Genomic DNA, 26,630 nt, shown 5'->3' with positions numbered 1-26,630 from the left:
TGGTATCAATGGGATGCTTTTCGTTCTTCATTCTGCATTTTTAATTTTTAATTACGCCGAAGGCGGCTACTCCCAGTTGTAGGACGCCGACAGCTGCGGGTTCTTCTGCCAGGGGGCCTTCATATAGCCCCAGACTTTTGAATTCACCAGCCGGTCGATCTCGTGATAGAAATTGACCGCGCCGACAAAGCCGGCATAGGGGCCGCCCGAGTCGTACGAGTGGAGCTGCTTCATCGGCACCCCCAGTTTCTGGATCGAATACTTCTCCTTGATCCCGGCACAGAAGATATCCGGCTGCAGGAGTTCCACCAGTTTTTCCGCCTCGTACTGGTTGAGATCGTCGATGATCAGGGTGTCTTTTTCCATGTCGACAGCCAGGCCGTCGTACTCTTTGAACCGGTAGCCCGCTTTTTCCAGGACCTTCAGCTGCTTGTCGCTCTTGCGCGGCCTGAAGCGGGTCGGGTCGGCCGTAACCTCGATCTCCTCGATGTTCCGGCTGTCGGCATCGATCTTGATGTTGGGGAGCACCTGGCGGCCTTCATAGTCATCCTGATGGCCGAACTCGTAACCGGCCGAGATGGTCTTCATGCCGAGCTCGTCGAAGAGCTCCTTGTAATGATGGGCCCGGGAGCCGCCGACGAACATCATCGCGGTCTTGCCCTCTGTCCGGGGCCTGATCTCCTTCAAGGCCGCTTCCACTTCCGGCATCTCTTCGGCGATCACCTTCTCCACCGTCTCGATCAGTTTTTTATCGCCGAAGTACTCGGCGATCTTGCGTAAACTTTTCGCGGTTGCTTTCGCGCCGATAAAGTTCACCTTGATCCAGGGAATCCCGTACTTGGTCTCCATCATGTCGGCCACGTAGTTGATCGAACGGTGGCACATGACCGCATTGAGATCGGCCTGATGGGACGAGGTGAACTGGTCGTAGGTCGAGTTGCCGGAGAAGGTCGAGATGCAGGTGATCCCGCATTTTTTGAAGATCCGGTCGATCTCGAAGCCGTCGCCGCCGATGTTGTATTCGCCGAGCAGGTTGATCTTGTACTTGCCTTCCTTCGGCACGTCGTTCTCTCCGACCAGATGCCGGAAAACCTGGTTATTCGCGATATGGTGCCCCGCCGACTGGGAAACACCCTTGTACCCTTCACAGGAAAAGGCGTAGACATTGCAGTCGCCGAGTTTTTTCTTCATATTGGCGGCGACGGTGTGGATATCGTCCCCGATCAGCCCCACCGGACAGGTGGCAAAAACGGCGATCGATTTCGGATGAAAAAGGTCGTACGCCTCCTGGATCGCGGCGGCCAGCTTCTTCTCGCCGCCGAAGATGATGTCCTGCTCCTGCATGTCGGTGGAGAAACAGTAGGTCATGTAGTTCTCACCGTCCGGGCCGGCGTCGGTCTGGTTCCTCCGGGTCAGCCAGGCATAGAAGCTGCAGCCGATCGGGCCGTGCACCAGGTTCACGATATCTCGGGTCGGCCCCATGATTACGCCCTTGCACCCGGCATAGGTGCAGCCGCGCATGGTGATGATCCCGGGAATGGTCCGGACGTTGGCGGTAAGCGTCGGGGTGTCGTTCTGCAGCGCCTCGTTGATCATGATCTGCTTGGCGCGTTTGCGGGCCACCTTGGGCGGATACTTGGCGATCAGTTCCGCCTTGAGATCGGCGGGCGCCCACTGCACCATTTTTTTCTTGGTTGCTGTTGTCATACTCTTCTCCTTATGAGATGGACTTGACGCCCCGCTCTCCCGTTCTGACCCGGACCGCATCACTCAAGGGAAGGACAAAAACCTTGCCGTCCCCCGGCATGCCGGTCTGATTCGTATTGATGATGGTTTCCACCACGCATTTCACCATTTTGTCTTCGACCACCGCGGTGATCATGCGCTTGGCATAGAGTTTGCCCTTCTCGCCGAGCAGGGAGGCGGCCTCTTCATAGCCCTGTTCCACGCCTTCCAGGATCTGCGGATTGACAAAACCCTTGCCCCGGCCGTGGGCCTCGTGGGCGAAGAAGGCATCGACCCCGCAGTCGGTGAGGGCCTGCTTGGTCTGGTTCATCATATTGATTCGCACCACGGCGATCACCTCTTTCATGCCGGGACCTCCTCGGCGGCGGCCGCAGTCTCCTTGACCCCGGAGCTGATGGTGTAGGATTCCTCGACCTCGGTAACGAAAATCTTGCCGTCACCGAAGGCGCCTTTCCCCTTGGAACGGGCGGTATCCATAATGGTCTGGATCACGAAATCCTTGTCCGCCGCGTTGACCACACTCATCAACATGACCTTGGGCAGCTCATCGTAAGTGACCTCGCCGATCTTGATCCCGCGCTGCTTGCCGCGCCCGGCCACCGAATATTTGGTTACCGCGGGAAAACCCGCATCCATCAACGCCGCCAACACGGCATCCGCCTTCTCAGGCCTGACTATTGATCTGATCATGATTAACATCGTAGTTGTTCCTCCGTAAATTTTTCCCAAAAGCATCCCCTGACAGATAAATCAGGAGTGCAGGTGCCTTGAGATGCAAGGAAGAGGTTGATTCGCTATAGCAGCGCTATGCGAATCAGCCGATGACGCCGCAGCTCGAGGCAGATGTGCTTCTGACTTCATCTGTCAAGCGGCTTCCATCAGCCCATACGCCATCAGCAGCGCTTCCAGCTCCTCGATCTCGAGCGGCGTCGGGATGACGAACATCTCGTTCTCGTCGATGGCCCTGGCCAGTCCGCGATAGGAGTCAGCCTGCGGCACCTCCGGTTTCCATTCGATTACGGTCTTCCGGTTGATCTCGGCCCGCTGCACGTCGTTGTCGCGAGGGACGAAGTGGATCATCCTGGTCCCGAGCTTCTTGGCAAATTCCTCGATCATCTCCTGCTCGTTGTCGACGGCCCGGGAGTTACAGATCAGACCACCCAGGCGGACCGAACCGGACTGGGCGAATTTCATGATTCCCTTGCTGATATTGTTGGCCGCATACATGGCCATCATCTCGCCGGAGACGACGATATAGATCTCCTCCGCCTTGCCGTCGCGGATCGGCATCGCAAAACCACCGCAGACGACATCGCCCAGAACATCGTAGAAGGCATAATCGAGCCCTTCGCTTTCCTCGTAGGCGCCGAGGGATTCCAACATATTAATGGAAGTGATGATCCCGCGTCCGGCGCACCCAACCCCGGGCTCCGGCCCGCCTGATTCAACACACCAGGTGCCGCCGTAGCCCTTTTTGCGGATATCCTCAAGCTCAACATCCTCGCCCTCTTCACGCAGGGTATCGAGTACGGATTTCTGGGCCAATCCGCCGAGCAGAAGCCTCGTGGAATCCGCCTTCGGATCACAACCGACGACCATGACTTTCCGCCCCAGCTCGACCAGACCCGCCACCGTGTTCTGGGTGGTTGTAGACTTGCCGATTCCGCCTTTTCCATAGATTGCCACTTTACGCATTGTCAAACCTCCTTGAAAATTTTGAGTGAGTAAACGGTATTGATGTGTTGATTTCCCCCTATCGCAAGGGGTGTGCCATCGCCGGACAATATTTTCTTTCACCAGTCAACCATCTGTTATTATTGTGTTTTTTGCAAAACACACGGGGCTCGGCCTGGCCGAAATGAAATTTTCAGAAAAATGAAAGTGTTTGGAAGCTTACAAAAAGGAACAGGTCGTTACACTGAGGTCCTGTTGCAAAACATTCACAATATTGAGTTTATCGCAATACAACATTTACAAATATGTAACTACCGCCCGGTTTTTTTGTAACATTTGCAACCGGAACCCACCCTCTCATGGCAAACTATTCTCAATGATTACAGATTGTTGCGATTTTTTACGTGTTGCGAAGAGATGTTGGAACGTTTATTGCGAAGAACATGAGATGGGAATAACCCTGGAGGAAGGAGCAAAAAAAGATGGCATTGCTTGAAGCGGAGTTGCAGGACAGAGGGACTGAACATCTGGAAGTCCAGGCCCTCTATGAAATTGCCCAGCTGATCGGCTCGGCCCTGAACCTTGACAAGGCTCTGTCCGAGATCCTGAGAATTCTCCACGACACCCTGAAAATGGAACGGGCCACCCTGGTCCTGCCCGACAGCGACCTTTCTCGATTAAGCATCCGGGCCTCATACGGCCTGACCGAAGAAGAGGCCCGTCGCGGCGTGTATCGACCGGACGAGGGGATCATCGGCACCGTATTCAGGACCGGGTACCCCTTTGCCGTACCGGATGTCAACAAGGAGCCGTTATTTCTGAACCGGACCGAGTCGCGGTCGCTGCTGCCGAAGGGCGAAGTCTCCTTCCTCGGAGTCCCGGTCATTCTCCTGGAAAAACCGGTCGGGGTCCTGACCGTCGACCGGTTATTCGGCTCCGAGGTGAGCTTTGAGGAGGATATCCGGTTTCTGACCGTGGTCGCCATGCTGATCGGTCAATTCCTGAACCTGCACGAGGCGATCGCCACCAGGCAAAAGCTGCTGGTTGAGGAAAACACCTACCTCAAGGAAGAACTCAGAACCCGGTTCAGCCACCACAACATCATCGGCCAGAGCAAGATCATGCAGGAGGTCTTCCGCTATATCGAGAAGGTGGCGCCGAGCCGCGCCACCACCCTGCTCCTCGGCGAATCCGGCACCGGCAAGGAACTGGTGGCCCGGGCGATCCACCAGGCGAGCCCTCGCAAGGAGAAGCCATTTATCAAGGTGAACTGCGCGGCGCTGCCCGACAACCTGCTGGAAAGCGAGCTTCTCGGTCATGAAAAGGGGGCCTTCACCGGGGCCGCCACCATCAAGATCGGCAGGTTCGAGTTGGCCGACGGCGGCACCCTGTTCCTCGATGAGATCGGCGAACTGCCGCTGCCCCTGCAGGCCAAACTGTTGCGGGTCCTGCAGGAAAAACAGTTTGAACGCCTGGGCGGCACCAGGACCATCAATGTCGACGTCAGAATCATCGCCGCCACCAACCGGAGCCTGGAACAGGAAGTCGCCCGGAAAACCTTTCGCGAAGACCTCTTCTACCGGTTGAACGTGGTGCCGATCGTCCTCCCTGCTTTACGGGAAAGACGCGAAGACATCCTGCTGCTGCTTGATCATTTTATCGAGGAGAGTAACAGGATCAACGACCGCAAGGTCAAATTCAGCAAACAGACCATCGATGTTCTGGTCCGCTACCCCTGGCCGGGAAATGTCCGGGAACTGCAGAATCTGGTGGAAAGACTGGTGATCATGGCCGACAACAAACCGGTCGCTCCCGACGCCCTTCCCTCCTATATGCTGGAGGAGACGTTCAGTGAAAAAAGCCTGCCGCCGAATCTCCCGACTGAACCGGTCGGGCCGGCGCCCGCCCCGCAGGAGAACAGACCACCCCGCCTTGAAGACCTCGAAAAACAGGAAGTTGAGGCGGCCCTCAAAAGGCATGGCTGGGTGAGGGCACGAGCCGCCAGAGAGCTCGGGATCACCCAACGCCAGATCGGTTACCGGATCAAGAAATATGATCTTGAACCCCCTACCTACGGTTAAGGTATCCCTGAATCCGTGACGGCTCCGCGCGATTCATCAGCTCAGGGGATCTCGCCGGCTCGCTATCTGCATCGGTGCCGCTCTCGAACGCTCACGGCAGGGTATCGGGAATCGATCGAAATCCCCGGATTGAGGCCGCTGAAATTCCATTTTGTCTTGTGAAGTTTTCTGAAACTATTACACTGCGCAAAATCAAGGATGGTTCCACCCGAAGCCTTGAAAACAGCCGGGTGGTTTCATGATATCCAACAGCGCAACCGGAAGGTGCAGGATGACTCCAGAGGAAATGCAGCAGAAGGCGATTGAACTTTTTACCCGGCGGCTTCATTGAAGCCAGGTGATGCTGGCGGTCGGCCAGGAAAAGATCGGAAAAATCAGTGAGGAAGCAGTGAAGGCGGTCGGCGCTTTCGGCGGTGGCCTGGCCGGCAGCGGCGGCCCCTGCGGCATCATGCTCGGCGGGGTCGCTTTTATTTCCAGCATGTACAGCCGGGGGAACCTCGAAGGAAAGGAAGACCCCAGAATGTGGTCGCTTTCCGGAAAATTCATGCAGAAGTTCAACACCCTCTGCGAAGAGTTTGCCAGTACAAACTGCCGGGACATCGCCCAGGTGAACTGGCAGGACAGGGAAGCGGCAAAAGAGTATTACGGCAACCCGGAAAGCAGACGCAAAATCTGTATCCGGCTGATCGGGGATGCGGCCTGCGCCCTTGGCGAAATTCTTGACCAGGATGCATCAAAAGAACCCCGTTGAACACGTCCTCCGAGAGCAGAATCCCCTGTGGAACAACAGCGCCGGAATGCCGGGGAAGAAATACCCGGAAAGCGAGACTCAAAACCACCCATCCATAACCGGTTGATATGATTCGTTTTTACCCACCCCGCCGCCTTCCGGACTGCCTATTCACATGAATCTTATTTTTTTTTTTCATTTCACCTGCCCACCGTTATATAATCTTTTCAATACATAACATCAGTTGAACCATCATCTTCCGGCCCTGCCCCTGATTAAGGGCAGTTCAGCCGGACCAAAAGCCTGGTAAGAGGAAAACATGCCATCACTTGCCCAACGACTTGATGCGATCGAAGACCTGCCAACCATTCCGCACACCATGCAGGCCGTGCTGTCCAGTCTCGACTCGGTATCCGCTTCCGCCGCGAAGCTCGAAGACATCATCAAGGAAGACCCGGTCCTGACCGCCAGGGTCCTCAAAATGGCCAACTCATCCTATTACGGCTCCGCCCAGGAAATCTCCAGTCTTTCCCGGGCCATCGTCACCGTCGGTTTTGAGGAGGTCCGGAACATTGTGATCGGCCTTTCCCTGACCGGTGTGTTCTGTGACGATCTCGGCTTTGAAGAGTTCAATGCCGTGGACATCTGGCTCCATTCGATCGGGGTCGCCACCTGCGCGAAAATGATCGCCCAGGAGGTCAGCGATCTCGAACCGGATGAGATGTTCACCGTGGGCATGCTCCATGATCTCGGCCGGATCCTCTTCTGTCTCTACTTTGCCGATGAGCTGCGGGAACTGCTGAGCATGATGAAGGCGGAGAATATCAGCCTGGTGGAGGCGGAAGACAAGTATGGTCTCGGCCACAGCGATATCGGCGCCCATCTTGCCCATCGCTGGCAGCTGAGCCCGATGACGGTCAAGGTGATCCGCTACCATCATAACCCCAGCCGGGCCGGAGAACATGCTCAGGCGGCAGCGGCCATCAGCCTCGCAGACGCGTTGAGTATCCAGTTGAAGATCGGCTGGGGCGGACTGGGGACACCCCAGAAAATCATGATCCCGAAAGTGCTGGGGCTGGACAATGACAAGGTGAAAGCGATCGCCCTGAAGCTAAAAGAGCAGAAAGAGGCGCTGGTCAGCGGCTGGAGCACCCTGATCAAAACCTGATCAGGTTCGGAGCAGACCCGGGATGATCCTTCGACAAGCTCAGGATGAGCGGGCTTCGACTGGCTCGGGATAAGCGGGCTTCGACTGGCTCGGGTTGAGCGGGATCGCGGTGAGGCGGCGAACCCGGGTCGACAGGAATCACAGCTACTCCGCTCACCCTGAGCCTGTCGAAGAGCAAAGAAATCTGCACCCGGAATTGAGTGGCACCCTTAATTTTTACGGCCACCGCGATCGCGGTGCTCGCTCTTCATCCTCAAGATACAAGGCATCAAGCCGCGGCTGGAATTTCCGAAGCACCGCCTTCCTCTTGATCTTCATAGTCGGAGTGAGTTCCCCCTTCTCCTCGGTCAGCGGCTCCGGCAACACCAGAATCTTACGGACCGTTTCATAAGGGGCGAGTCCTGCTGTTTTCTTCATGATCCTCCCCATCAAAAAACTGTGCATCTCCGGATGAACCGCCAGTTTTTCCGGCGACAGACCGTTCAGACCGGCAACCGGAACCCTGGCCGCAAAGAGCTCATAATCAGGGACCACCAGGGCCGTGAGATAGTTCTTCCGATCGCCATATAGCACGATCTGGCTCACATATTCGTCGGTGATGATCAGGTTCTCGATATACTGGGGCGAAATATTCTTGCCGCCCGAGGTGACGATAATGTCCTTCTTGCGGTCGACGATCTTCAGGTAATTATCTTCAAGCTCGCCCAGGTCTCCGGTCATCAGCCAGCCGTCGATGATCACCCCGGCGGTGGCTTCAGGATCGTGATAATAGCCGAGCATCACCGAGGGGCCGCGGACCCCGATCTCGCCATCGGCAAAGATTTTCACCTCGCACCCCGGCAGGGGGTTGCCGACGGTGCCGGGCCTGATTTTACCCAGCCGGTTGACCGCAATCACCGGTGAATACTCCGTAAGGCCATAGCCCTCCAGAACCTGGACCCCGGCGGCAAGAAAAAATTCCGCAATTTCCTGCGCCAGAGGCGCGCCACCGGCCACAAAAAACTTAAGCCTGCCGCCCAACCGCTCTTTTAACTTACTGAAAACCAGCCGCTCGGCAAGCCGATGCTTCAGCCTGAGAAAAACTCCCGCCCCCCCGCCACCGGCAACTTCCAGCATCTGCCGCCCCGTTGCCATGGCCCAGTGGAAAATCTTCTGCCGCAGGCGCGGCGCGCTGTTCACCCCGTCCATGATCCGGGCATACAGTTTTTCATAAAATCGCGGCACCCCGAGCATGATGGTCGGACGCACCTCCTGGATATTGTCGGCAACGACCCGGATCGACTGGGCGTAGGCGGTGACCGCGCCGGAGACGAGCATTAAAAACTGCCCGGCGGTCCGTTCGAAAGAATGACTCAGGGGCAGAAATGAGAGGAAGGTGTCGTCCGGCCCAACCGGTTGCGCTTCCAGGGCGGCCTGGGCGTTGGCAAGAATGTTCCGGTGGGAGAGCATCACCCCCTTCGGACTGCCGGTGGTCCCTGAAGTGAAGATGATGGTCGCGCACTGGTCGGGCCCGATGGCGGCTTTTCTTGCCGCAAGTTCTTCACTGCCGCCATTTTCGAGGATCTCCCGGCCCTTGAGACGAAGGATATCGTAATCAAGCGCACAGCTGCCCGCCGAACCGATCCCCACCGGGTCAAGGGAAATAATGTTCTTTATTGCCGCATCACAGGTGGTGAGCATCTCCGCCTTCTCGGAACGGGCGACAAAGGCGACATCGACCCCCGCCTTGTCCAGGATATAATCGGCCTCCTTCCGGGAACTGGTGTGATAGATGGGGACCGTCACCCCCCCGGCGCTCATGATGGCTAGATCGGCGACCAGCCATTCCGGCCGGTTGTAGGACATGATCGCCACCCGGTCCCCAACCTTCACCCCCAGTCCGACCAGACCGCAGGCGACCTCCCTGACCATTCGGGCAAGTTCGTTCCAGGAGATCGTCCGGTACTGATCCGCCGGTTTATACAGCACCGCGGTCCGATCACCGAATCGGGCAACCTGTTCGGTGAACATGGCCGGGATTGTTTCATGAGGAGAGCTTTTCACGTTTGTCACCATGATCGATCAATCGTCATAAAAACCTGCGCCCAGCTCCGCCATCTTCCGGAGCAATGGTGCCGGCGCAAACCTTTCACCGCCCTTGCCGACAAGTTCCCCCAGCCTGCGGACCACCTCTCCTGCGCCGACGGTATCTGCATAACGGATCAGACCACCGGTGTACGGAGGGAAACCCGCGCCGAAGATCATCGCCGCATCAACGGTTCCGGCATCGCTCACCACACTTTCCTCCAGACAGAGGACAGCTTCATTGATCATCGGCATGATCAGCCGATCGACAATCTCCTCGTCGCTGAAGGTTTTGCCGGGCACCTGATCAAGCTGCAACAGGGAATAAATATCATCAGCCAGGTCCCCGTTTCGCTTGCTGCCGTAATCGTAAAACCCCCTGCCGTTTTTGTTGCCGAGACGCCCAGCCACCTGCATCGAGGCGAGCAAGGGTGATGGACGCATTCTCTCACCGAAGGCGCGATTCAATATTTCGGCGACATGGGCCGCGATATCGAGCCCCACCATATCGAGAAGCCTGAACGGCCCCAGGGGCATGCCGAAGGCGGTCATCGCGCGATCGATCCGGTCGATCCGGCCGCCTTCTTCGAGCATCCTCGCCGCTTCATTCAGATACGGCAAGAGCAACCGGTTCACCAGAAAACCGGGGCTGTCCTTGACCCTGACCGGGATCTTGCCAAGCCTCTTGGCAAGCGCCATACCCTTGGCCACCGTCTCTTCCGAAGTCTGTTCGCCGTGGATCACCTCGACCAGCTTCATCCTGTCGACCGGATTGAAGAAATGAAACCCAGCCACCCGGGCGGGATTCTGCACATCCTTCGCCATTTCGGTGATCGACAGCGATGAAGTGTTTGACAGGATCAGGGTGGAGTTGCCGACCACTCCCGCAATATCGGCCAGGATTTTTTTCTTCACCGCCATCTCTTCGACCACCGCCTCGATCACCGCATTGAGCGTGTGCATGCCCCGCATGGTCGTATCCCAGGTGACCGCTCCTTTCAACCTCTCCACCTGGTCACGGGTATAAATCCTTTTCCGCAGTTTACCGGCGAGCACCCTGGAAATCGCCTCAAGCGCAACACTGATCCCCTTGGTGGAACGGTTGATCAGCCGAGGCTGCATCGCATGTTCGGCGATCAGGCCAACGATCCCGCCGCCCATGACCCCGGCCCCGACCACCCCGATTTTGGCGAAGTTCTTGACCGATGAGGTGTCTACCCTGGAGAATTTTTCATGCAACCGAAATACTTTCTGGAGATTTCTCGCGGTCCCGGTTACCGCCAGCCGGCCCAGAAGGGTTGCCTCAACCTCCAGACCTTTTGCCATGCCGGCAGACAATCCCTGCTCGATGGCGTCGATCGCTTTGAAAAGTGCCGGATAATGCTCCCCGGTTTTTTTGGTAACCTCCTGCCGCGCCTGACGGAAGACGAGCCACCGCCACAACGGGAAGCGGTCAAGCTGTGCGACAAATGTTCCCATACAAAATCTGCACTGCTTTCGCTCCGGATGACCGGAAATAAGCTTCACGGCTGCCGCCGGCAGGTTTTCAACCGCCGCTACTTCATCGACCAGCCCCATGCGCAATGCTTTGCCGCCATAGATTCTGGCTCCGGAGGTGATCATCCTGACCGCTTCGACAATCCCCACCAGACGGGGAAGGCGCTGAGTGCCGCCGAATCCGGGGATGATCCCAAGCTGCGTCTCAGGCAGGCCGAGAAAGGACTTCGGGTTATCGGAAAGAACCCTGTAAGTGCAGGCCAGCGCAAATTCGGTGCCGCCGCCGAGGCATGATCCGTCAATTACCGCCACTGTCGGGAAAGGGAGAGCGGCAAGATCGTTAAAGACCTTCTGCCCCTGGGAGGCCAACGCCACCCCTTCCTCTTCGGAACCTATCTTCTCAATCACCGAGATATCGGCCCCGGCAATGAAATTGTCCTTCTTGCCGGAGGCAAAGATCACTCCTTTAAGGCCTGGGTCACCGGCCAGCCCGCTGATCAGTTCCTCCAACTCGACCACGACTGAGGGGCTCAGGATATTGACCTTTGAATCGGGCAGGTCAAAGGTGACTTCCCCGATGCCATCATCCCTTCTATCAAATTTGAATGCTTTCATCTCAGGTCCTCTCAATGATCACGGCCGCACCCTGCCCACCACCGACACACAAGGTGGCAAGCCCCCTGCCAACCCCGCGCCTTCTCATCTCAAGGAGAAGGGTCAGCACCAGCCTCGTCCCGCTGGAGCCCACCGGATGGCCCATGGCAATCGCCCCGCCGTTCACGTTCATGATGCTCCGGTCAATGGCGCCCATCGCCTTTCTGCCCAGGTAATGCTCCGCGAGTTGATCCTGGGCGAAGACCATCTCATTGGCGATGATCTGGGCGGCAAAGGCCTCGTTCATCTCGATCAGGCCGATCTCATCCAGGGCGAGCCCCGATTTCTCCAGAAGACGCGAGGTGGCATACGCCGGGCCAAGTCCCATTCTCTTCGGCGAGAGCCCGGCAAATGCATACTCCCCGACATACCCCAAGGGCTCCAGGCCGTATTTTTTAACCGCCTTGCCGCTGGCGAGCATCACCGCCGCCGCGCCATCGGTGATCTGCGAGGAGTTGCCGGCAGTCACCGTGCCGTATTTGCGATCAAAAAAAGGCCGCAGCCTGCTTAAAATTTCCATGCTTTCATCCGCTCTGGCCCCATTGTCAAAATCGAGGGATTCCTGATAATCGGGCGGACAGAAAACGGTCATGATCTCGTCTTTGAATCGCCCCGCCTCGTATGCAGCAACCGTTCTCTTATGACTTTCAAGGGCAAACTCATCCTGGCTTTCACGGCTTACCCCAAGCTCCCTGGCCAGCACCTCGGCGGTCTGCCCCATATTGAGGCGACAGGTGGGATCGGTAAGCCCCAACATCAGGCCGATTTTCGGGATGAAATCTTTGGGTCGAAGCTCAAGCAGGGAAAGAAGCCGTCGTTTCAGGGATTTGCTGTGCAGATAGTTGACCGCAATATCATGAAATTTTTTGGAAAGGAAAAAGGGGATGTTCGACATCGACTCGACTCCGCCGGCCAGCACTACTTCCGACTCACCGGTAGCGATCGACTGGGCGCCGGAAACGATGGCCTGGATCCCGGAGGCGCAGTTGCGGTGCACAGTATACGCCGGCACATGCTCGGGAATACCGGCAAAGATCGAGATCACCCGGGCGATGTTCACCGCTTCCATGGGCTGGGAGACATTGCCGATCACCACTGAATCGATCACCGACGGATCGATTCCGGTCCGGGCGATGAGTTCCCTGGACACGAGCCTGCCGAGATCCACCGCGCTCAGGTCGGCGAACCTGGTCCCGGCTTTCACATAGGGCGTCCTGACTCCTCCGACAATTGCGATCCGTTTTTTCATACCTTTCTCCGTTGCATCATTTCACGGCAATGACCCATGCGACTTTAATGAGCCGAATCCATACGTGCAAAAATCCTCCGGTGGAGCTTCTCTTTTCGGGTGGTCCAAAAACCTGCTCCCGACCCGCCACGCTCCTTTTCCTCTTCAACAAAATAATCAAGGAGTTCGAGCTCGGCCTGGATATCCTTTTCCGCCCGATGATGGCTTTCAATCCTGGCCATCATGGCCAGGATGGCAAAAAGAGAAACACTGACCCGGGTGATCCGCTCAAGGTAAAATTCCTTATCCGTAATCCGTTTGCCGAACCGGATCGCGCCCCAGACCAGCAGCAGTCTCACCCGCCAGACACATCCGGCTGCATAGGAGACGGCCTTCCGGAACACCGGGTTATCCGTTTCCGGATTGATATCGGGACGCTTCAGCAAACTGCCGAGGAGCGACAGGAAGGAGGCAATCTTCCCCTTCTTTTGGTTACCGGCGCTCAGAATCCGGATCATGACCAGAGGCGGATAGATGGTGTGGATCTCGGTCGTTCCTTCAAAGATGGTGGTGACCCTGAAGTCCCGCATTCTTTTCTCATACGGCAAACCGGAAAGATACCCGGCGCCACCCGCAGTCTGCAGGGCATCATAAAGAACATCCCAGCCCCTGGTGGTGCCGAAGAGTTTGGTGTGCGAACTCTCCATGCTGCAGCTGGCCTCAGGATTCGACTCCAGGAGGTGGGCGGTAAACTTTGTCATCGCCTCGGCGGCAAAGCCGTTGACCACGGCGCGGACGATCTTGTCCTGGATCAGCTCGAATCCCTTGATGGGCCTGCCGAACTGGACCCTTGAAGAAGCTCTCTCGAACATATCTTCAACCGACCGGCTCATTACCCCGGCGGAAGCGGCTCCGAGCCCAAGGCGTCCATAATTCAGGATGGACATGGCGATCTTGAAACCATCTCCGGGTTTGCCGAGCAGATTTTCCACCGGAACCCGGACATCCTTGAACTGAATGGTGGTGGTGGAACTGATGGTAAGCCCCATCTTGGCAACATCCTTGCCGACCGTTACCCCTTCCATGTCCGTCTCGACAATAAAAGCGCCCATAAATCCGGGCTTTTCCTGTTCCATCCGGGCGAACACCACCATCCCGCCGGCATAGCCGCCATTGGTGATGTAACTCTTCTGGCCGTTTATGAGATAAGCGCTGCCATCATCAGACAGAGTGGCGGAAGTAGTGATGTGCTGGGCATCCGAACCAATGCCGGACTCGGTGAGTGCGTATGCAAAAAGCATTTCTCCGGACGCTGCCTTCGGCAGATATTTCTTCTTCTGCCCCTCGGTACCGAAGAGAACAACCCCTTTCACACCGATGGAAAGATGCGCGGTGGGGATGATCGCCAGTGCCATATCAACTCCGGCCATGGCTTTGAGAACCCTTAAATAATTGGTAAGACTTAAGCCCACTCCCCCGTATCGGGCAGGGATGTTGAGGCCGAAGATACCGATCTCTTTCAACCCCTGCCACAGCTCATCGGGGATCATACCGCTCTTTTCAAGGGACAGGGCGGGATACTCCTTGATCAGCTCATGAAAGCGACTGATAATCCGCTTCGTTTGTTCATCCGGTTCCGCCGCGCTGAATGTGCGGAACAGAGTGTCGTTGAATCGCCCCTGGTAAAGTTCTGTCAGGAAACCGCTGATCGTTTCATCGCTTTTCTTCATATGCCTGACTCCTTTATTACAGACCCTAAGGATTTACGGCAATATATGCAAGCATTGGTTAGCAGCATCCGGCATTTCACAATTTACGGAACAAAAAGCTCCTTGTCCAAAGGATTTTCATAGTATATCTATAGTACTGAAGATCTTTGCCGCTACAAAATGCACCCCCTATCAGTATGAGACGGCCGCTATGAAAGAAAAATTGGGTTTTGTTCTCGGTGGTGGCGGAGCCCGTGGCCTCGCCCATTTAGGCGCCATAGATGCCCTGACCGAGAACGGGATTATCCCCGACCTGGTGGTTGGCACAAGCATCGGGGCGCTGCTGGGAGCGCTTTACGCAACGACCGGCGACTGCAAAAAGGCCATGCAGAGGATTGATGAATATTTCGCCTGCGACTGCTATGCCAAGATCCAGTTTGATTTTGTCAAGGAAGCTGAAGAAGGCAGAAAACATGACGGCCTGCTGGATAGTCTCTCCAGATATTTTCGCAAAAAACTCTTCTACAACTATTTCCTGGCCAACCAGCAATCCTTTGTCTCCCTTGAAACATACATGGAAAACATCAACTTCCTGATCGACGATATCGACATCCAGGAAACGAAAATCCCTTTTGCCGCGGTCTGCACCGATATCAACACCGGCGAGGAGACCGTTCTCACCAAAGGCCCCCTCCGGCAGGCAGTTGCCGCCTCTTCGGCAATCCCCGGCATATTCCCACCCATACCACTGAACAGTCACCTGTTGATGGACGGGGGCTGGGTGAACCAGCTACCGGTTGACACCTGCAGTTCCCTGGGCGCCGACTACGTTATTGCGGTGAACGTCGGCAAGGAACTGGAGCAGGATTTCTCTACCGAAACCGCCCTGGACATCATTCGCCGGACCAATGCCATAACCCGAACAGTGTTGAACGAGATGCAGGCGAGAGCCGCCGATGCGATTATCGAGCCTGAAGTTGGAGACATCAGCTGGGCACAGTTCGGCTGTATTGAAGATTGTATGCGGAGAGGCCGAGTGGCCGCTGAAGAGTTTATCGAAGTATACAAAGAAAACAGCAAGAGTGACATGCCATCATTTTTTAAAAAACTGTTCACTTGAAGGGAGAACGAAATGAAGAAATATGTCTGCTCAGTCTGCGGTTATGTTTACGACCCGGCCCTTGGCGACCCCGACAGCGGCATCGAACCCGGCACCGACTTCAAAGACCTGCCGGATGACTGGGTCTGCCCCGTCTGCGGCGCCTCCAAAAGTGAATTTGAGGCGGAGTAGCCATTCAGATTCGCCGAATTAATTTTGGCGCAACAGGGTCTAGATTACGGAGTTTAACGAGGAGCAGCCCCAGGTCCAGATATCCGGGAAGAAGAGCCCGACTCACCTTCTTCTCCAGAATTTTGACCGCTTTTGCGGCCATATTCGCCGCCCCCTTTACATTCCCCTGTTCCAGGTGGATGTAAGTGCCTGCTGCCCGAATTAGAGCCTGCAGGATTTCTCGGTTCGCACCGGACGCCTGCTTCCAGTAAAACTCCAGATATTCATGAACTTCATAGAACAACTCTGCATCCCAGAGCTTTAGAGCGATGTCATAGACATCGTCAGGGTCCAGACGCCGGATTCCTGCCAGAACTTTTTCATACCCTCCGAGCCGGCCCTCGATGTACTTTTTCTGGTATGGCTCAACACCCTGTGCCAGATATTTTGCCGCAAGTGTATGCACCGCCTTGAGGTCTTTATTCCGGAGGGCATCCATCAGCCCCTTCGACAGACCATTCCTGATATCCCGGCACACTCTGTTATTGAACGGGTCAAATTTCATGGCCACCGGGTCAGGATCAGAACCTGATCTCAAGTCCTCCGCCGAATGCGTAGTCTGTGTGCCAGCGGGCGGCCAACGAAACCTCCCGGTTGACCAGGTAACTGATCTCGACCCCGCCCTCCCATCGTTCCGCCGAGTCATAGCGGGTCTCGCCGGTGATTGAAAGGCGGGGAGTCAGCTCGAAGGATTTTTCGATGCTGATCCGTGTCTCCTTTTCGTCATCCAGCCAGCAGTTCGCCTCGATATTCAACGGCAGCAGATAGTGAAAACCGACAAAACCTCTTTCATCGTTGCTTTTGCGGTTTTCCCCTTCAACGATCCCGCCGACAAAGGGGGTAAAAAACCGATTGACATAATATCCCCATTTCAGGGTTCCCTCCCACTCGTTGTCATCCACTTCCTGCCAGCCGACTTCCCATTCGGTACTGATCAGATTTCGGGTATTGGACAGCACAAGTGCGGTGTCGGCCATATTGCTGAACAGCCCGGCCCGGCCTTGGAAATACCAGGAGTCCCTGTAGAGCCCGGGCCTGATCGCGGCCAGATCGGGATCGATGGTAAAATCATCATAATGGACCAGCCGGGCCATTCCGCTCTTCATGTGATAGAGCAGGTGGCAGTGGAAAAACCAGTCGCCCTTTTCATTGGCGTCGAACTCGATCACGGTGGTGGACATCGGCGCCACATCAACGGTGTGCTTTAATGGCGCATGGTCGCCCTGACCGTTGAGCACCCTGAAGAAATGACCGTGGAGATGCATCGGATGGTGCATCATCGTCCGGTTGATCATGATCAAGCGGACAACCTCGTCCTCTTTTATCAGCAGGTGGTCGGTTTCGGAGAGCGGCTTGTTGTTCAGGAACCAGACGTAACGCTCCATATCGCCGTCCAGGGTCAGCCGGATCTCCCGCACCGGTTCTCCCCGGGGCAGGGCGGTATTTGTAATAGCGTTAAGTTTATGGTACGGCGGCCAGGGACGGTCGGCCATGCCGTCCATGGCAAGATTGGCCCGCGAGGAAACATCCGTTCCCAGAAAGGAAAAATCGCGGGCGAATTTCTTTCCGGATCTGTCGGCGGGTGCGATGACCATGGATGCGCCGGAATGCTCCATGGTCATGGGGTGCTCTGTTTTGCTCGCAGCCTTCGGGACCATTTCCATGCCCATCTCCGCCATGGCCGGAGAATGAGCGGTTTCATTATTGCCGACCATTTCATGCTGCCCACCGGCCTGTTTCATTGCTCCCATTTCGTGCCCGGAATCCATCGTCATGGTGGTCATTCCCGCCATTCCAGGCCGGTCGAACATTCCCCTCCCGACCTTGCGGTCCTCCATCCCCATGGCCCCGGCAGGCGTCAGGGCAAAGATTTTTTTCAGGCTTAGTCCCCCCATGGCGTGATACAGATTGGGAACGGGAACATCTCCGGCCGGATGTTTTTCACCTTCGCCGATCCAGACCCTGGCATATCCTGAACCGTCATGGGCAGTGGCCCGGAATTCATAAGAACCTGAGCTGGGAACCTTGATCAGTACATCGTAGGTTTCGGCAACCCCGATCAGAAAGCGTTTCTCCTCCACCGGATGTACATTCTGGCCGTCGGCGGCAACAATACGCATCACCCCTCCCGCAAATTCCAGATGGAAGTAGGTGGTTGCCGAACCATCGATGATCCGCAGACGAACGAGTTCACCCGGTGAGGCTTTGAGATGTGATTCGGGCTTGCCATTGGCGAGAAAGCGGTCATAGGCGATATCGGCGATATCCATCGGTGGCATTCTTTGCAGTTCCCGGGAAAAATATGCCCCGGCCATCCCCATCCGGGCAGCGCCCAGAATACTCTGACCACTCCCCTTCTGCAGTGCGTACCAGTCGCTGCCGCGCTTCAGGGTTTTCAGCACCGCCCGGGGATCTTCATCGGTCCAGTCGGAGAGGAGGACAACATGGTCCTGATCGACCTTTTCCGTATCGTTTGCGGACAAAGGCTCGATCACAATTGCCCCATACACCCCCCGCTGCTCCTGAAGATTTGTATGGGAGTGATACCAGTATGTGCCGCTCTGACGAATCGGAAATTCGTAAGTGAAGGTGGCACCGGGTCTGATCGGGGGAAAACTGATCAGCGGAACTCCGTCCATCCCGGGAGGCACCAGAAGGCCATGCCAGTGAATGGAGGAATCCACACCCATTCTGTTACTCACCCTGATCCTGGCAAGATCCCCCTCGGTAAAACGCAAGGTCGGTCCGGGAATACCGCCGTTCAGGGTCATCCCCATTTCCGGATGGCCCGTAAAATTTATCTCCTGCTCGACAATCGCCAGATCGTATTCAACGGTGGCCGCGTTGCCGGGGAGGGCTGCAGCAACGGCAAGCAATACAGCCGTCAGACTCAGTAGTGCCGTGCTCATTCTGCTACTCATCATTTCGCTCCATTGTTAATGGCATTCAAGAAAGTTCATTGAATTACAATTGGGCCTTTCTCACACCATGTCAATCTGTTCCCTCACAAACCCGATGCATTTGAGTGACCCGTTTACAGGATATCTTCGCCGAAAGCCTATCATTACTGACAAACCGGCAGGTTTACATCTGATACGACCCAATAGTATTCCGGCGTATACCTCAACCATTGCCTCCTGCATGGACTATTTCATCAACGCCTCGGCTCTCTTCATAATGGAGAATATTCTTCACCAAATCAGGAATTACACAATATTACGCAACAAATGGGAAGCAGATAGCAGACCAACTGCTCGCCTCCACCAGCGTAGCCAACTGATATTACTAGAAATAATCACGCAGCCCCCCCCCACCCCCTCTGTGGCACGCAAATTGAAACGTTCATGGGCAGAAACATACCCGCCGCTCTTGACTTGACTCTTTCTGATAAAAGGCTGCATTTGTGAACTGGCAAGAAAACAATAATCGAATGGACAATCTGGACGAAGAAACCTTCGAAGAACAGACCGGCCTGCAGAAATACCTTGATGAGATCAACCGGCACAGCCTCCTGTCGGCGGAGGAGACCTTACGCCTGGCGGCACTGGTCAAGGGAAAGAGCGACAAAGAAGCCATCGACAAACTGATCGTCTCAAACCTGCGGCTGGTGGTCAAGATTGCCATGGATTTCAGAAAATATTGGATGGAGGGCTTTCTTGACCTGGTCCAGGAAGGGAATATCGGGCTTGCCAGGGCGGTAAAGAAATTCGACCCCGACAAGGAAGTCAAATTCTCATATTATGCCTCTTTCTGGATTCGCGCATACATCATGAAACATATCATGGAGAACAAACGCCTGATCAAAATCGGCACAACCCAGAACCAGCGGAAACTTTTCTACAAACTCGAAAAGGAAATCCGCAGGCTTGAAATGTTCGGGGAAAAACCGGACCCGGCTGAAATAGCCGCGAACCTTGATGTTGACGTAGAAGAAGTCGTTGAAATGACATGGAGACTGAACGGCTCAGAAGTCTCACTGGATGCACCACTTAATTTTGAAGAGAAAAACACCTTGAACGATCTGTTGAGTTGCAACGGTCCGACGATTGAAGAAATTGTTACGGGCATTGAAGAACAGAACCTTGTCCGGGACATCGTCGTCAGACACGAATCTTCATTTAATGAAAAAGAGTTCGCCATTTTGGACCAGAGGCTTCTCAGCGTTGATTCCAAGACCCTGAAATGTGTCGCGGACCAGTTTGATGTCTCAAAAGAAAGAATCAGACAGATTGAAGTTTCTCTTCTCGGCAAACTTCAGGCCATTTTCGCACGTGAAATGCCGGATCGCGTCGCCGCCTGACATGAAATGAAATAGTTCCGCCCATCATCTTACCGATAACAACTATTCCATCTCACATGATTCTCACCGTGAATTCTCTATACCCCCGCTATCAGTCGGTACGGTGGTTGGAGGGCTGGGTGCTTTGTGCCTGCGCCTTCTTCTTTTTTCGCGGCGTTTCTTCGCTTTCTCTTTCTCAATTTCTTCATTTGCCTTTCGAATAGCCGCTTTTTTCTCTATGGCTTCAGCCACTTTGTTATTGATGATCTCCCGCTCCCTGTCCTGGCGGATCTTTTCCTCGCGGATCTTTTCCTGACGCAATAAACGCTGACGCTGCACTTCTTCAGCCGCTTTCAAGTTGTTGGGGCTGATGTTGATAATTTCCGCCCCAACCGGCGGTCGCACATCTGTAATATGCAACCCGCCCTGCTCATCCTTCCAGGTAAAGAGCTCATCCCCTCCATAGCAAACGCCAAAGAAAAAAGCAGACAGTGCTGCTGCCAAAAAAATTGGATGTTTCGTCATTTATGCCTCCATAAAAAATGCATAACCGCTACAATAGAATTATAATCATATTTTCTGGAGCCAAGCGACAAATGCCGATTTTAAAAAAATTCGAAATTGATCCCCAAACCATCAATGATACGGAGTGTGATAAAAATTTTATCTGCTTGACCGATGAACCACTCTACTGCTCGGTCTGCGACAGTATGGGGCAAAGCATGGTCAGACTTGCGTGTAAGGATCTGCTGGAGTGCAGACACAATAAATCCTACGGAGCGCTTCACCTCTGTGATTGCCCGGTACGAAATGAGATTTTCAGGAAATATCGAGTTTAAGGCATTCCTGTAAACTCGCAACAAACAATCCCCTGCTCAGAGATTCCCGGCTCCGCCCATCCACGCCCCCCTGTCACACCATACTGGTCATTGTTACTATTGACTTTAAACCAGACAGCCTATAGTCTTTTGCTACAGGCTTGTTTATTTGAATCTGTTCTGATCAGGCCTGAAAAGAGCTGTTACATCCAGTCCGGGACAGTTGTAACAGCAGTTTTCCCTCATATTCTCTAAAGGGAGATGCAGATGGGCAATAACGACCTGAAAAAGATGTTGGCCGGTCTTAGCCTGGTTGCCCTGATCGGTGGTGCAGGACTGTCATTGACCGGATGTGCGGCAACCGGCAATACAGCGGCTACAAAAGACAACACCGAATCGAACCAGAAAGTCCGGAACGACGAACCGGAAACTCTTACCGGTTGAAGCGGAGCCGGCTCAATCTTCAGTGGTTGAAGCTAGCATTTAGTGCAGGTTGCACTAACCGTTATTTTTTCGTTGGATTAAGTCCAGCAGATGTCCGCAGTTGATATGTTTTGGTTTATGCCCGGAAATACATCAGAAATATTCGAATGCAGGAACAGCTTCTGGTCAGGAAATTCAACTGTAAATCCTTTGCTGCCGGTTTCCGGATCAAATAAAAGGGAGCCGGCAGCAAAAGACTTTCATCCCGATCTCAAAAGAAATACGCCACATCTTCCCCACCGCCAGCATGATTCCTGAGAAACAGCATAAACGGCCCCATATTCAAGCGACCGCAGGAAGAGAGTTCATCTAGAATATTGGATGGGCCAAACGAAAACCGATCTGGTCATTTTTGGTATCGGGTGTGGCGTGATATCGATCAAAGGTCATCAGGCTACTCGGATCTGAATGCCATGATCCCCCTCTAATAATTTTCTCCACTCCATTTTCCGGTCCAGGCGGATTTCTTTCCGGGGAGATTTTATAATAATCTTCCTCAAACCAATCTGAACACCATTCCGCCACATTCCCACTCATCAGGTAAATCCCAAGTCCATTGGGTTTTTTCGTGTCAACTTCATGGGTTGTCCCGTTACTGAAATACTTGGTCTGTCGCAAACTGCCTGTTGTTGCCCAAGGATCTCCCCCTCCTCCCCAGGAAACCTCTCCATAATCATTCCCTCCAGAGAAAATCTCATTTTTCCCTCCACTCCTTGCCGCATATTCCCACTCAGCCTCTGTGGGCAAACGAAAACTCATCCCGGCCTTCATGTTGAGTTTTTTTATAAATTCCTGAATCTCATTCCAGTTGACGCTATCAACCGGATATTTTGTTGCATCCGTGGTGCCAAACAAGGTTTTATGACTATGTTTTGCGGGATTCCCTCCCATCAATTCTTCCCATGTTTTCTGGTTCATTTCATGCTTGGCCAGATAAAAGTCATCAACACAGACCTTATGCGCAAGAGTAACAACCTCCCGATCGATACGAACCTCTCCTCCGGATTTCCCCCCCATGGAATAACACCCCCCGGGAACCCGGACAAACTCTAGTCCTGTAGACGGCTCTATCCACAGCGGCATTCCAGCACTTTCTCGCTGATCCTGCTGGCTGACAAGCATTGGCGCACTTGATTGTTGCCTTTGGATATTCTGCTGTCCGGCCAACAACTTGCCGGCTGCAAGCTGGATGGTGTCGAAAAGATCTTCCTCACTACATTTACACCTTTCGTTTACTCGCCGAACAGCCTCCTTGTTGTCGGTGTCCAGCAAACGCAGACTCAACGCATATGTCCCGCCAACTTTGGAAATTGACCCGTAAACCATGAGTTTTGTTCCCAGCGCTTTCCCCATATCAGCGAGACAGTCTGAAGTAGTGCAGTTACCAGATTTCTGCTGCAGAGCAAGTCTGTTGGCAAGCGCCTCAATTTCTTCCCGACTGATTATTGAGTACCGACCGATAGCGTCAAGTTCATCTTTAAGGGTATTGGTCATTATCTCCAGAAGAGAATCATTCACTCCGCCAAGCCCCTCCAACTCCATCACTGCCAGCTTTTCCTTGGCAAACGAACAGACCGGAATAATCTGAAATGATAAACAGATGAGTATCGTTACAATAATTCTCATGGCACAAATAACCCCGGAGCAAATGACATCTGAATTCTAAAAATATTTTTCCCTAGGTACTATCAAACATTTGAGCGAACTGTGTCCCGCAGAACAAAACTGACTACCATCCTACTCCACTTTATACTCTGCATATCTCAAATAATCAGTTATCAAAGATTAACATAGTGATACCTCGATGTCTAACACCTGTACGCCTTTCCATCATTCGCATATCAATAAAAAAGGGTTTCCGGAATCAACCGAAAACCCTTTGAAACAACTGGTCGGGATGAGAGGATTTGAACCTCCGGCCCCCTGAACCCCATTCAGGTGCGCTACCAGACTGCGCTACATCCCGACCCAAACTGAAAACACTTCTACCGTGTTTATACCCACGTATATTTTTTTTACCTTTCAAGAAGCTTCTTGATATCCAGAAGTTCTTTCTTCAAATCTTCAAAAACACCCTTGTCTATTGCCGGGGGGCAAATCTCTTCAACACCCGGATCCTTTTTTTCCTGCCGCAGGGCCTTTCTGGCCCCGGCAATGGTAAATCCCTGGTCGTAAAGAAGCTCTTTAATCCTGATGATGTTTTCAACATCACTGCGCCGGTAGAGCCGCTGCTTTGAACTGGCCCGGTGCGGCTTGATCACCCCGAATTCAGACTCCCAGTATCGCAGAACGTGGGGGTCGACTCCGACGATGTCACTCACTTCCCCGATCTTGAAATAAATCTTGTCAGGGATACTGCCGATGCCGTGACTCGGATGCGCCATTTTATTACCACCAGCCCTGACTGAAGGTTTTCTGGGGCAAATACTACAGGGGGCGAAGTCAGATGTTGATCCGCTCCCTTAATCCCTTGCTGGGTTTAAATGACACCATGCAGCGTTTGCAGATTTCCATGGTGTCTCCGGTGCGGGGATTTCTGCCCACGCGGGAATTCTTCTTTCTGATATTGAATGTACCAAACTGCACGAGCTTGATCGACTCTTCTTTCAAAAGTTTATTTTTCAGGCTGTCAAAAACCGTGTCGACAAGCTCACCGGCACTCTGTTTCGAAAAACCGAGTTTCTCATTGATGGCCCGAGCCAGGTCTTTCCGTGTCAGGTTCGAATCATTCATTATTTATGCCTCCCGCAGTTTCCCGCCAAAACGGGATCCGATGATTTCAATCATCTTCTGGTGAATCTTCTGGACTTTTTCATCTTCAAGGGTGGCCGATGGATCACGATAGGTAACGGCCACAGCAACACTCTTGAAACCGGTTTCTATAGTATCGCCTCGATACACATCAAATATCTCGGCCTTCACAACAAATGGTTCGTTACTTCCCATAATGGTCCGGATGATCTCGCCGCTGGGCGCGTCTTCCGGAATCAGCATCGCGATATCCCATTGCACAGATGGAAATCTGTCAAGGGGCTTGAACGATTTGGCGTCAGGAGTGAGACCGGAAACCCCGCTCAGACTCAGGTCAACAAAGAAGACCTCAGCCTCTTTGATCCCGAATGCTTTGAGGCATGAGGCTGACATCCGGCCACAGCCGCCGATGTTTTTCCCGGCCGCCTCAATGGCCAGATATGAAGCCCCATCAACATACTCGGGAGGATTCTTTTCCGCCACCATTTTGACTCCGGACAGCCGCAATTCCGTAAGCAGATTTTCGACACACGCTTTAACATCAAAAAAATCGGCCCCGGTCTGTCCGTAATGAAAAACCGGCGCCTCCGGATGCCGTCGTCCGCTCATGACCGCGACCAGCCGAGTATCCTCGTCGGGCTGGCCATCTCCAGCTGGAATAAACACCTTGCCGATTTCAAACAACCTGATATCAGGACTCTGGTAATTGATATTCCTTCTGACATTCTCGATGATTCCGGGGAGCATCATGGTCCGCATGACACTCTGGTCTTCGGCAAGGGGATTCATGAGCCGGATTGTTTTTCGTGCCAGATGATCAGGGGCAAGCCCCATCATGGCAAAATGCTTCTCGCTGACGAAACTGTAATTGATCGCCTCGTTGAAACCCTGGGCAGTCATGACTGCAGCCACCCGTTTGCGCAGATCCCGGATCGGTTCGTTGTCGGCGAAACTTAAAGGAACATTCGGCAGTGAGGTGGGCAGATCGTTATATCCGATCAGCCTGGCAATTTCCTCTATCAGGTCAACTTCCCGCTCAAGGTCCACCCTGAACCCGGGGATCGTGACCTCAAGCGTCTCATCATCCCTGATGACCGATTCGATTTCAATGGAAGCAAGCAGCTTGGCGATCCGTTCAGCAGTCAAGTCGAGACCCAACAGCTTTGAACATCTTGAAACCCTGAGCGTAAGCCGAACAAGCTCCTGCAACCCGTCTTTCACATCCACTCCGCCGGGCACGGCCTCACCACCTGCCAGCTCCACAATAAGGTGCACCGCCCGTTCAAGGGCTCTAAGCGTTCCCTGGGGATCCACTCCCCTTTCAAAACGATACGATGAGTCGGTTGCCAGATTCAGCTGACGCGAGGTCCTTCTGATGCTCACCGGATCAAAGCAGGCGCTCTCGATCAGAACATCGGTGGTGGTTTTGCTCACCTCTGAATTGCCGCCGCCCATCACACCGGCCACTGCGACCGGTCCTTTGCCATCACAGATCAGGAGCATTTCCGGATCAAGCGCCCGCTCGACCCCATCGAGAGTGGTGGTCTTCTCACCGGGCACCGCTTTACGGACCTCGATCCTGCTGTCGGCCAGTAATGAAAAGTCAAAGGCATGGAGCGGCTGGCCATATTCCAGCATTACAAAGTTCGTGATATCAACAACATTACTAATCGGCCGCAAACCTACCGCCAGAAGATATTTCTGGAGCCACCAGGGCGAGGGGGCAATCCTGACTCCCCTGACCAATCTGGCGGAATAACGCGGACAACCTTTGGAATCTTTTATCTCAACCTTGAAGGGAACCCCCTTGCCATCAAGCTCGGGAAGTTCCCAGTCGACGGGATGACTGATCCGGCCGCCGGTAAAACTCCCGACTTCCCTGCCGATACCGATAACACTGGCACAATCCGGACGATTGGGAGTCAGATCGACTTCGACAACGGTATCTTCAAGTTCAAGGGCATCAACCAGAGGGCTGCCGATCACGAACTCATCGGGAAGATTCATGATCCCCGATTTATCTTCACCGATTCCAAGTTCGCGGGCGGAACAGAGCATCCCCTCGGAGGCCGCGCCCCTGATCTTGGCCGGCTTGATCTTGAACCCTCCCGGCATGATGGTTCCCGGGGTGGCGAGAGCGGTAACCATCCCGGCGGTTACATTTGGCGCCCCGCAGACAATGCGACTGATCCCCTTGCCGGTATCGACATTGCAAAGCACAAGCTTGTCGGCATCGGGATGGGGAGAGACGTCGATCACCCGGGCCACGACAACGCCATCGAGCTTCTGACAGAGACTTTGTATACTGTCAACTTCCAGCCCGGCCATGGTCAGACGGTCGGCCAGTTCGTTGCCGGACAGATCAAAATCGATATATTTTTTCAGCCAGTTAACGGTAAATTTCATTTCGTGTAGGCA

The 26,630-nt window shown here is 54.2% G+C and carries 22 protein-coding genes and 1 tRNA gene; 7 read left to right on the top strand and 16 right to left on the bottom strand.

Features of this window, described 5'->3' with window-relative positions; genetic code table 11:
* Positions 1-66 precede the first annotated feature (66 nt).
* From nifD to nifH, 4 genes are all read right to left on the bottom strand, one after another.
* Positions 67-1,707 (bottom strand): nitrogenase molybdenum-iron protein alpha chain, encoded by a 1,641-nt coding sequence (nifD, locus tag KKG35_08520; GenBank protein MBU1738169.1) that lies wholly within the window; start codon positions 1,705-1,707, stop codon positions 67-69.
* A 10-nt stretch (positions 1,708-1,717) separates the two neighbouring features.
* Entirely contained in the window at positions 1,718-2,092 is a 375-nt protein-coding gene (locus KKG35_08515) for a P-II family nitrogen regulator (GenBank protein MBU1738168.1), read from the bottom strand.
* A complete protein-coding gene (locus tag KKG35_08510) occupies positions 2,089-2,445 on the bottom strand; it encodes a P-II family nitrogen regulator (GenBank protein ID MBU1738167.1) in 357 nt (118 codons plus the stop codon). Before KKG35_08510 ends, KKG35_08515 begins: the two co-directional genes overlap by 4 nt.
* Before the next feature lie 165 nt (positions 2,446-2,610).
* Positions 2,611-3,441: a nitrogenase iron protein gene (gene nifH, locus KKG35_08505; protein ID MBU1738166.1), complete on the bottom strand. Its 831-nt coding sequence runs from the start codon at positions 3,439-3,441 to the stop codon at positions 2,611-2,613.
* Positions 3,442-3,902: 461 nt separating this feature from the next.
* Here nifH and nifA point away from each other — a divergent pair, with 461 nt between their 5' ends.
* From nifA to KKG35_08490, 3 genes are all read left to right on the top strand, one after another.
* Entirely contained in the window at positions 3,903-5,501 is a 1,599-nt protein-coding gene (gene nifA, locus KKG35_08500; GenBank protein ID MBU1738165.1) for a nif-specific transcriptional activator NifA, read from the top strand.
* 340 nt (positions 5,502-5,841) lie between these two features.
* Positions 5,842-6,252, top strand: coding sequence for a C-GCAxxG-C-C family protein (locus KKG35_08495; GenBank protein ID MBU1738164.1), 411 nt, complete (start codon positions 5,842-5,844; stop codon positions 6,250-6,252).
* Between the two features lie 298 nt (positions 6,253-6,550).
* Positions 6,551-7,399, top strand: coding sequence for an HDOD domain-containing protein (locus KKG35_08490; GenBank protein MBU1738163.1), 849 nt, complete (start codon positions 6,551-6,553; stop codon positions 7,397-7,399).
* Positions 7,400-7,615: 216 nt separating this feature from the next.
* Here KKG35_08490 and KKG35_08485 read toward each other — a convergent pair whose 3' ends face one another.
* The 4 genes from KKG35_08485 to KKG35_08470 are packed head-to-tail and all read right to left on the bottom strand — an operon-like array spanning position 7,616 to position 14,572.
* Complete coding sequence (locus KKG35_08485; GenBank protein ID MBU1738162.1) at positions 7,616-9,442, bottom strand: long-chain fatty acid--CoA ligase; 1,827 nt, start codon at positions 9,440-9,442, stop codon at positions 7,616-7,618.
* 18 nt (positions 9,443-9,460) lie between these two features.
* Positions 9,461-11,575, bottom strand: coding sequence for an enoyl-CoA hydratase/isomerase family protein (locus tag KKG35_08480; protein MBU1738161.1), 2,115 nt, complete (start codon positions 11,573-11,575; stop codon positions 9,461-9,463).
* Position 11,576: 1 nt separating this feature from the next.
* On the bottom strand, positions 11,577-12,863 hold the full coding sequence (locus KKG35_08475; protein ID MBU1738160.1) for a thiolase family protein: 1,287 nt from the start codon (positions 12,861-12,863) through the stop codon (positions 11,577-11,579).
* A gap of 44 nt (positions 12,864-12,907) precedes the next feature.
* Positions 12,908-14,572 carry an acyl-CoA dehydrogenase family protein gene (locus tag KKG35_08470; GenBank protein MBU1738159.1) on the bottom strand — a complete coding sequence of 555 codons (1,665 nt, stop codon included), beginning with the start codon at positions 14,570-14,572 and terminating at the stop codon, positions 12,908-12,910.
* Between the two features lie 190 nt (positions 14,573-14,762).
* Between KKG35_08470 and KKG35_08465 the strand changes: the two genes are divergently transcribed.
* Together KKG35_08465 and KKG35_08460 are read left to right on the top strand one after the other, a co-directional pair.
* The gene (locus tag KKG35_08465; GenBank protein MBU1738158.1) at positions 14,763-15,671 is read left to right on the top strand and encodes a patatin-like phospholipase family protein; all 909 of its coding nucleotides are present in this window, start codon (positions 14,763-14,765) and stop codon (positions 15,669-15,671) included.
* A 12-nt stretch (positions 15,672-15,683) separates the two neighbouring features.
* Positions 15,684-15,842: a rubredoxin gene (locus KKG35_08460; GenBank protein MBU1738157.1), complete on the top strand. Its 159-nt coding sequence runs from the start codon at positions 15,684-15,686 to the stop codon at positions 15,840-15,842.
* A 4-nt stretch (positions 15,843-15,846) separates the two neighbouring features.
* Here the strand turns inward: KKG35_08460 and KKG35_08455 are convergent, their stop codons facing one another.
* Together KKG35_08455 and KKG35_08450 are read right to left on the bottom strand one after the other, a co-directional pair.
* Complete coding sequence (locus tag KKG35_08455; protein MBU1738156.1) at positions 15,847-16,386, bottom strand: DUF309 domain-containing protein; 540 nt, start codon at positions 16,384-16,386, stop codon at positions 15,847-15,849.
* A 16-nt stretch (positions 16,387-16,402) separates the two neighbouring features.
* Positions 16,403-18,805 (bottom strand): multicopper oxidase domain-containing protein, encoded by a 2,403-nt coding sequence (locus tag KKG35_08450; protein ID MBU1738155.1) that lies wholly within the window; start codon positions 18,803-18,805, stop codon positions 16,403-16,405.
* Positions 18,806-19,284: 479 nt separating this feature from the next.
* On the opposite strand from KKG35_08450, the gene KKG35_08445 reads away from it, so the two are divergent.
* Positions 19,285-20,181 carry a sigma-70 family RNA polymerase sigma factor gene (locus tag KKG35_08445; protein MBU1738154.1) on the top strand — a complete coding sequence of 299 codons (897 nt, stop codon included), beginning with the start codon at positions 19,285-19,287 and terminating at the stop codon, positions 20,179-20,181.
* 63 nt (positions 20,182-20,244) lie between these two features.
* Here KKG35_08445 and KKG35_08440 read toward each other — a convergent pair whose 3' ends face one another.
* On the bottom strand, positions 20,245-20,685 hold the full coding sequence (locus KKG35_08440; protein ID MBU1738153.1) for a DUF4124 domain-containing protein: 441 nt from the start codon (positions 20,683-20,685) through the stop codon (positions 20,245-20,247).
* Positions 20,686-21,245: 560 nt separating this feature from the next.
* On the opposite strand from KKG35_08440, the gene sbtA reads away from it, so the two are divergent.
* Positions 21,246-21,422 (top strand): selenobiotic family radical SAM modification target peptide, encoded by a 177-nt coding sequence (sbtA, locus tag KKG35_08435; GenBank protein MBU1738152.1) that lies wholly within the window; start codon positions 21,246-21,248, stop codon positions 21,420-21,422.
* A 348-nt stretch (positions 21,423-21,770) separates the two neighbouring features.
* Here the strand turns inward: sbtA and KKG35_08430 are convergent, their stop codons facing one another.
* The 5 genes from KKG35_08430 to pheT form a co-directional block, all read right to left on the bottom strand.
* The gene (locus KKG35_08430; protein MBU1738151.1) at positions 21,771-22,955 is read right to left on the bottom strand and encodes an SUMF1/EgtB/PvdO family nonheme iron enzyme; all 1,185 of its coding nucleotides are present in this window, start codon (positions 22,953-22,955) and stop codon (positions 21,771-21,773) included.
* Between the two features lie 395 nt (positions 22,956-23,350).
* Positions 23,351-23,427 (bottom strand) — tRNA-Pro (locus tag KKG35_08425).
* A 49-nt stretch (positions 23,428-23,476) separates the two neighbouring features.
* Complete coding sequence (locus KKG35_08420) at positions 23,477-23,845, bottom strand: MerR family transcriptional regulator (protein MBU1738150.1); 369 nt, start codon at positions 23,843-23,845, stop codon at positions 23,477-23,479.
* 58 nt (positions 23,846-23,903) lie between these two features.
* Positions 23,904-24,194, bottom strand: a complete 291-nt coding sequence (locus tag KKG35_08415) for an integration host factor subunit alpha (GenBank protein MBU1738149.1) — start codon at positions 24,192-24,194, stop codon at positions 23,904-23,906.
* Positions 24,195-24,197: 3 nt separating this feature from the next.
* On the bottom strand, positions 24,198-26,618 hold the full coding sequence (pheT, locus tag KKG35_08410; GenBank protein ID MBU1738148.1) for a phenylalanine--tRNA ligase subunit beta: 2,421 nt from the start codon (positions 26,616-26,618) through the stop codon (positions 24,198-24,200).
* Positions 26,619-26,630 lie beyond the last annotated feature (12 nt).

It is taken from the genome of Pseudomonadota bacterium, assembly GCA_018823285.1.
Taxonomy (GTDB): domain Bacteria; phylum Desulfobacterota; class Desulfobulbia; order Desulfobulbales; family JAGXFP01; genus JAHJIQ01.
The sequence above is the reverse complement of the archived record's forward strand: the minus strand, read 5'-3'. Positions and strand labels throughout refer to the sequence as shown.

What these genes read in the sequence shown, in the direction of transcription:
- nifD (MBU1738169.1), bottom strand. Translation starts at nt 1,707, where the DNA reads ATGACAACAGCAACCAAGAAAAAAATGGTGCAGTGGGCGCCCGCCGAT.
- KKG35_08515 (MBU1738168.1), bottom strand. Translation starts at nt 2,092, where the DNA reads ATGAAAGAGGTGATCGCCGTGGTGCGAATCAATATGATGAACCAGACC.
- KKG35_08510 (MBU1738167.1), bottom strand. Translation starts at nt 2,445, where the DNA reads ATGTTAATCATGATCAGATCAATAGTCAGGCCTGAGAAGGCGGATGCC.
- nifH (MBU1738166.1), bottom strand. Translation starts at nt 3,441, where the DNA reads ATGCGTAAAGTGGCAATCTATGGAAAAGGCGGAATCGGCAAGTCTACA.
- nifA (MBU1738165.1), top strand. Translation starts at nt 3,903, where the DNA reads ATGGCATTGCTTGAAGCGGAGTTGCAGGACAGAGGGACTGAACATCTG.
- KKG35_08495 (MBU1738164.1), top strand. Translation starts at nt 5,842, where the DNA reads ATGCTGGCGGTCGGCCAGGAAAAGATCGGAAAAATCAGTGAGGAAGCA.
- KKG35_08490 (MBU1738163.1), top strand. Translation starts at nt 6,551, where the DNA reads ATGCCATCACTTGCCCAACGACTTGATGCGATCGAAGACCTGCCAACC.
- KKG35_08480 (MBU1738161.1), bottom strand. Translation starts at nt 11,575, where the DNA reads ATGAAAGCATTCAAATTTGATAGAAGGGATGATGGCATCGGGGAAGTC.
- KKG35_08475 (MBU1738160.1), bottom strand. Translation starts at nt 12,863, where the DNA reads ATGAAAAAACGGATCGCAATTGTCGGAGGAGTCAGGACGCCCTATGTG.
- KKG35_08470 (MBU1738159.1), bottom strand. Translation starts at nt 14,572, where the DNA reads ATGAAGAAAAGCGATGAAACGATCAGCGGTTTCCTGACAGAACTTTAC.
- KKG35_08465 (MBU1738158.1), top strand. Translation starts at nt 14,763, where the DNA reads ATGAAAGAAAAATTGGGTTTTGTTCTCGGTGGTGGCGGAGCCCGTGGC.
- KKG35_08460 (MBU1738157.1), top strand. Translation starts at nt 15,684, where the DNA reads ATGAAGAAATATGTCTGCTCAGTCTGCGGTTATGTTTACGACCCGGCC.
- KKG35_08455 (MBU1738156.1), bottom strand. Translation starts at nt 16,386, where the DNA reads ATGAAATTTGACCCGTTCAATAACAGAGTGTGCCGGGATATCAGGAAT.
- KKG35_08450 (MBU1738155.1), bottom strand. Translation starts at nt 18,805, where the DNA reads ATGATGAGTAGCAGAATGAGCACGGCACTACTGAGTCTGACGGCTGTA.
- KKG35_08440 (MBU1738153.1), bottom strand. Translation starts at nt 20,685, where the DNA reads ATGACGAAACATCCAATTTTTTTGGCAGCAGCACTGTCTGCTTTTTTC.
- sbtA (MBU1738152.1), top strand. Translation starts at nt 21,246, where the DNA reads ATGGGCAATAACGACCTGAAAAAGATGTTGGCCGGTCTTAGCCTGGTT.
- KKG35_08430 (MBU1738151.1), bottom strand. Translation starts at nt 22,955, where the DNA reads ATGACCAATACCCTTAAAGATGAACTTGACGCTATCGGTCGGTACTCA.
- KKG35_08420 (MBU1738150.1), bottom strand. Translation starts at nt 23,845, where the DNA reads ATGGCGCATCCGAGTCACGGCATCGGCAGTATCCCTGACAAGATTTAT.
- KKG35_08415 (MBU1738149.1), bottom strand. Translation starts at nt 24,194, where the DNA reads ATGAATGATTCGAACCTGACACGGAAAGACCTGGCTCGGGCCATCAAT.
- pheT (MBU1738148.1), bottom strand. Translation starts at nt 26,618, where the DNA reads ATGAAATTTACCGTTAACTGGCTGAAAAAATATATCGATTTTGATCTG.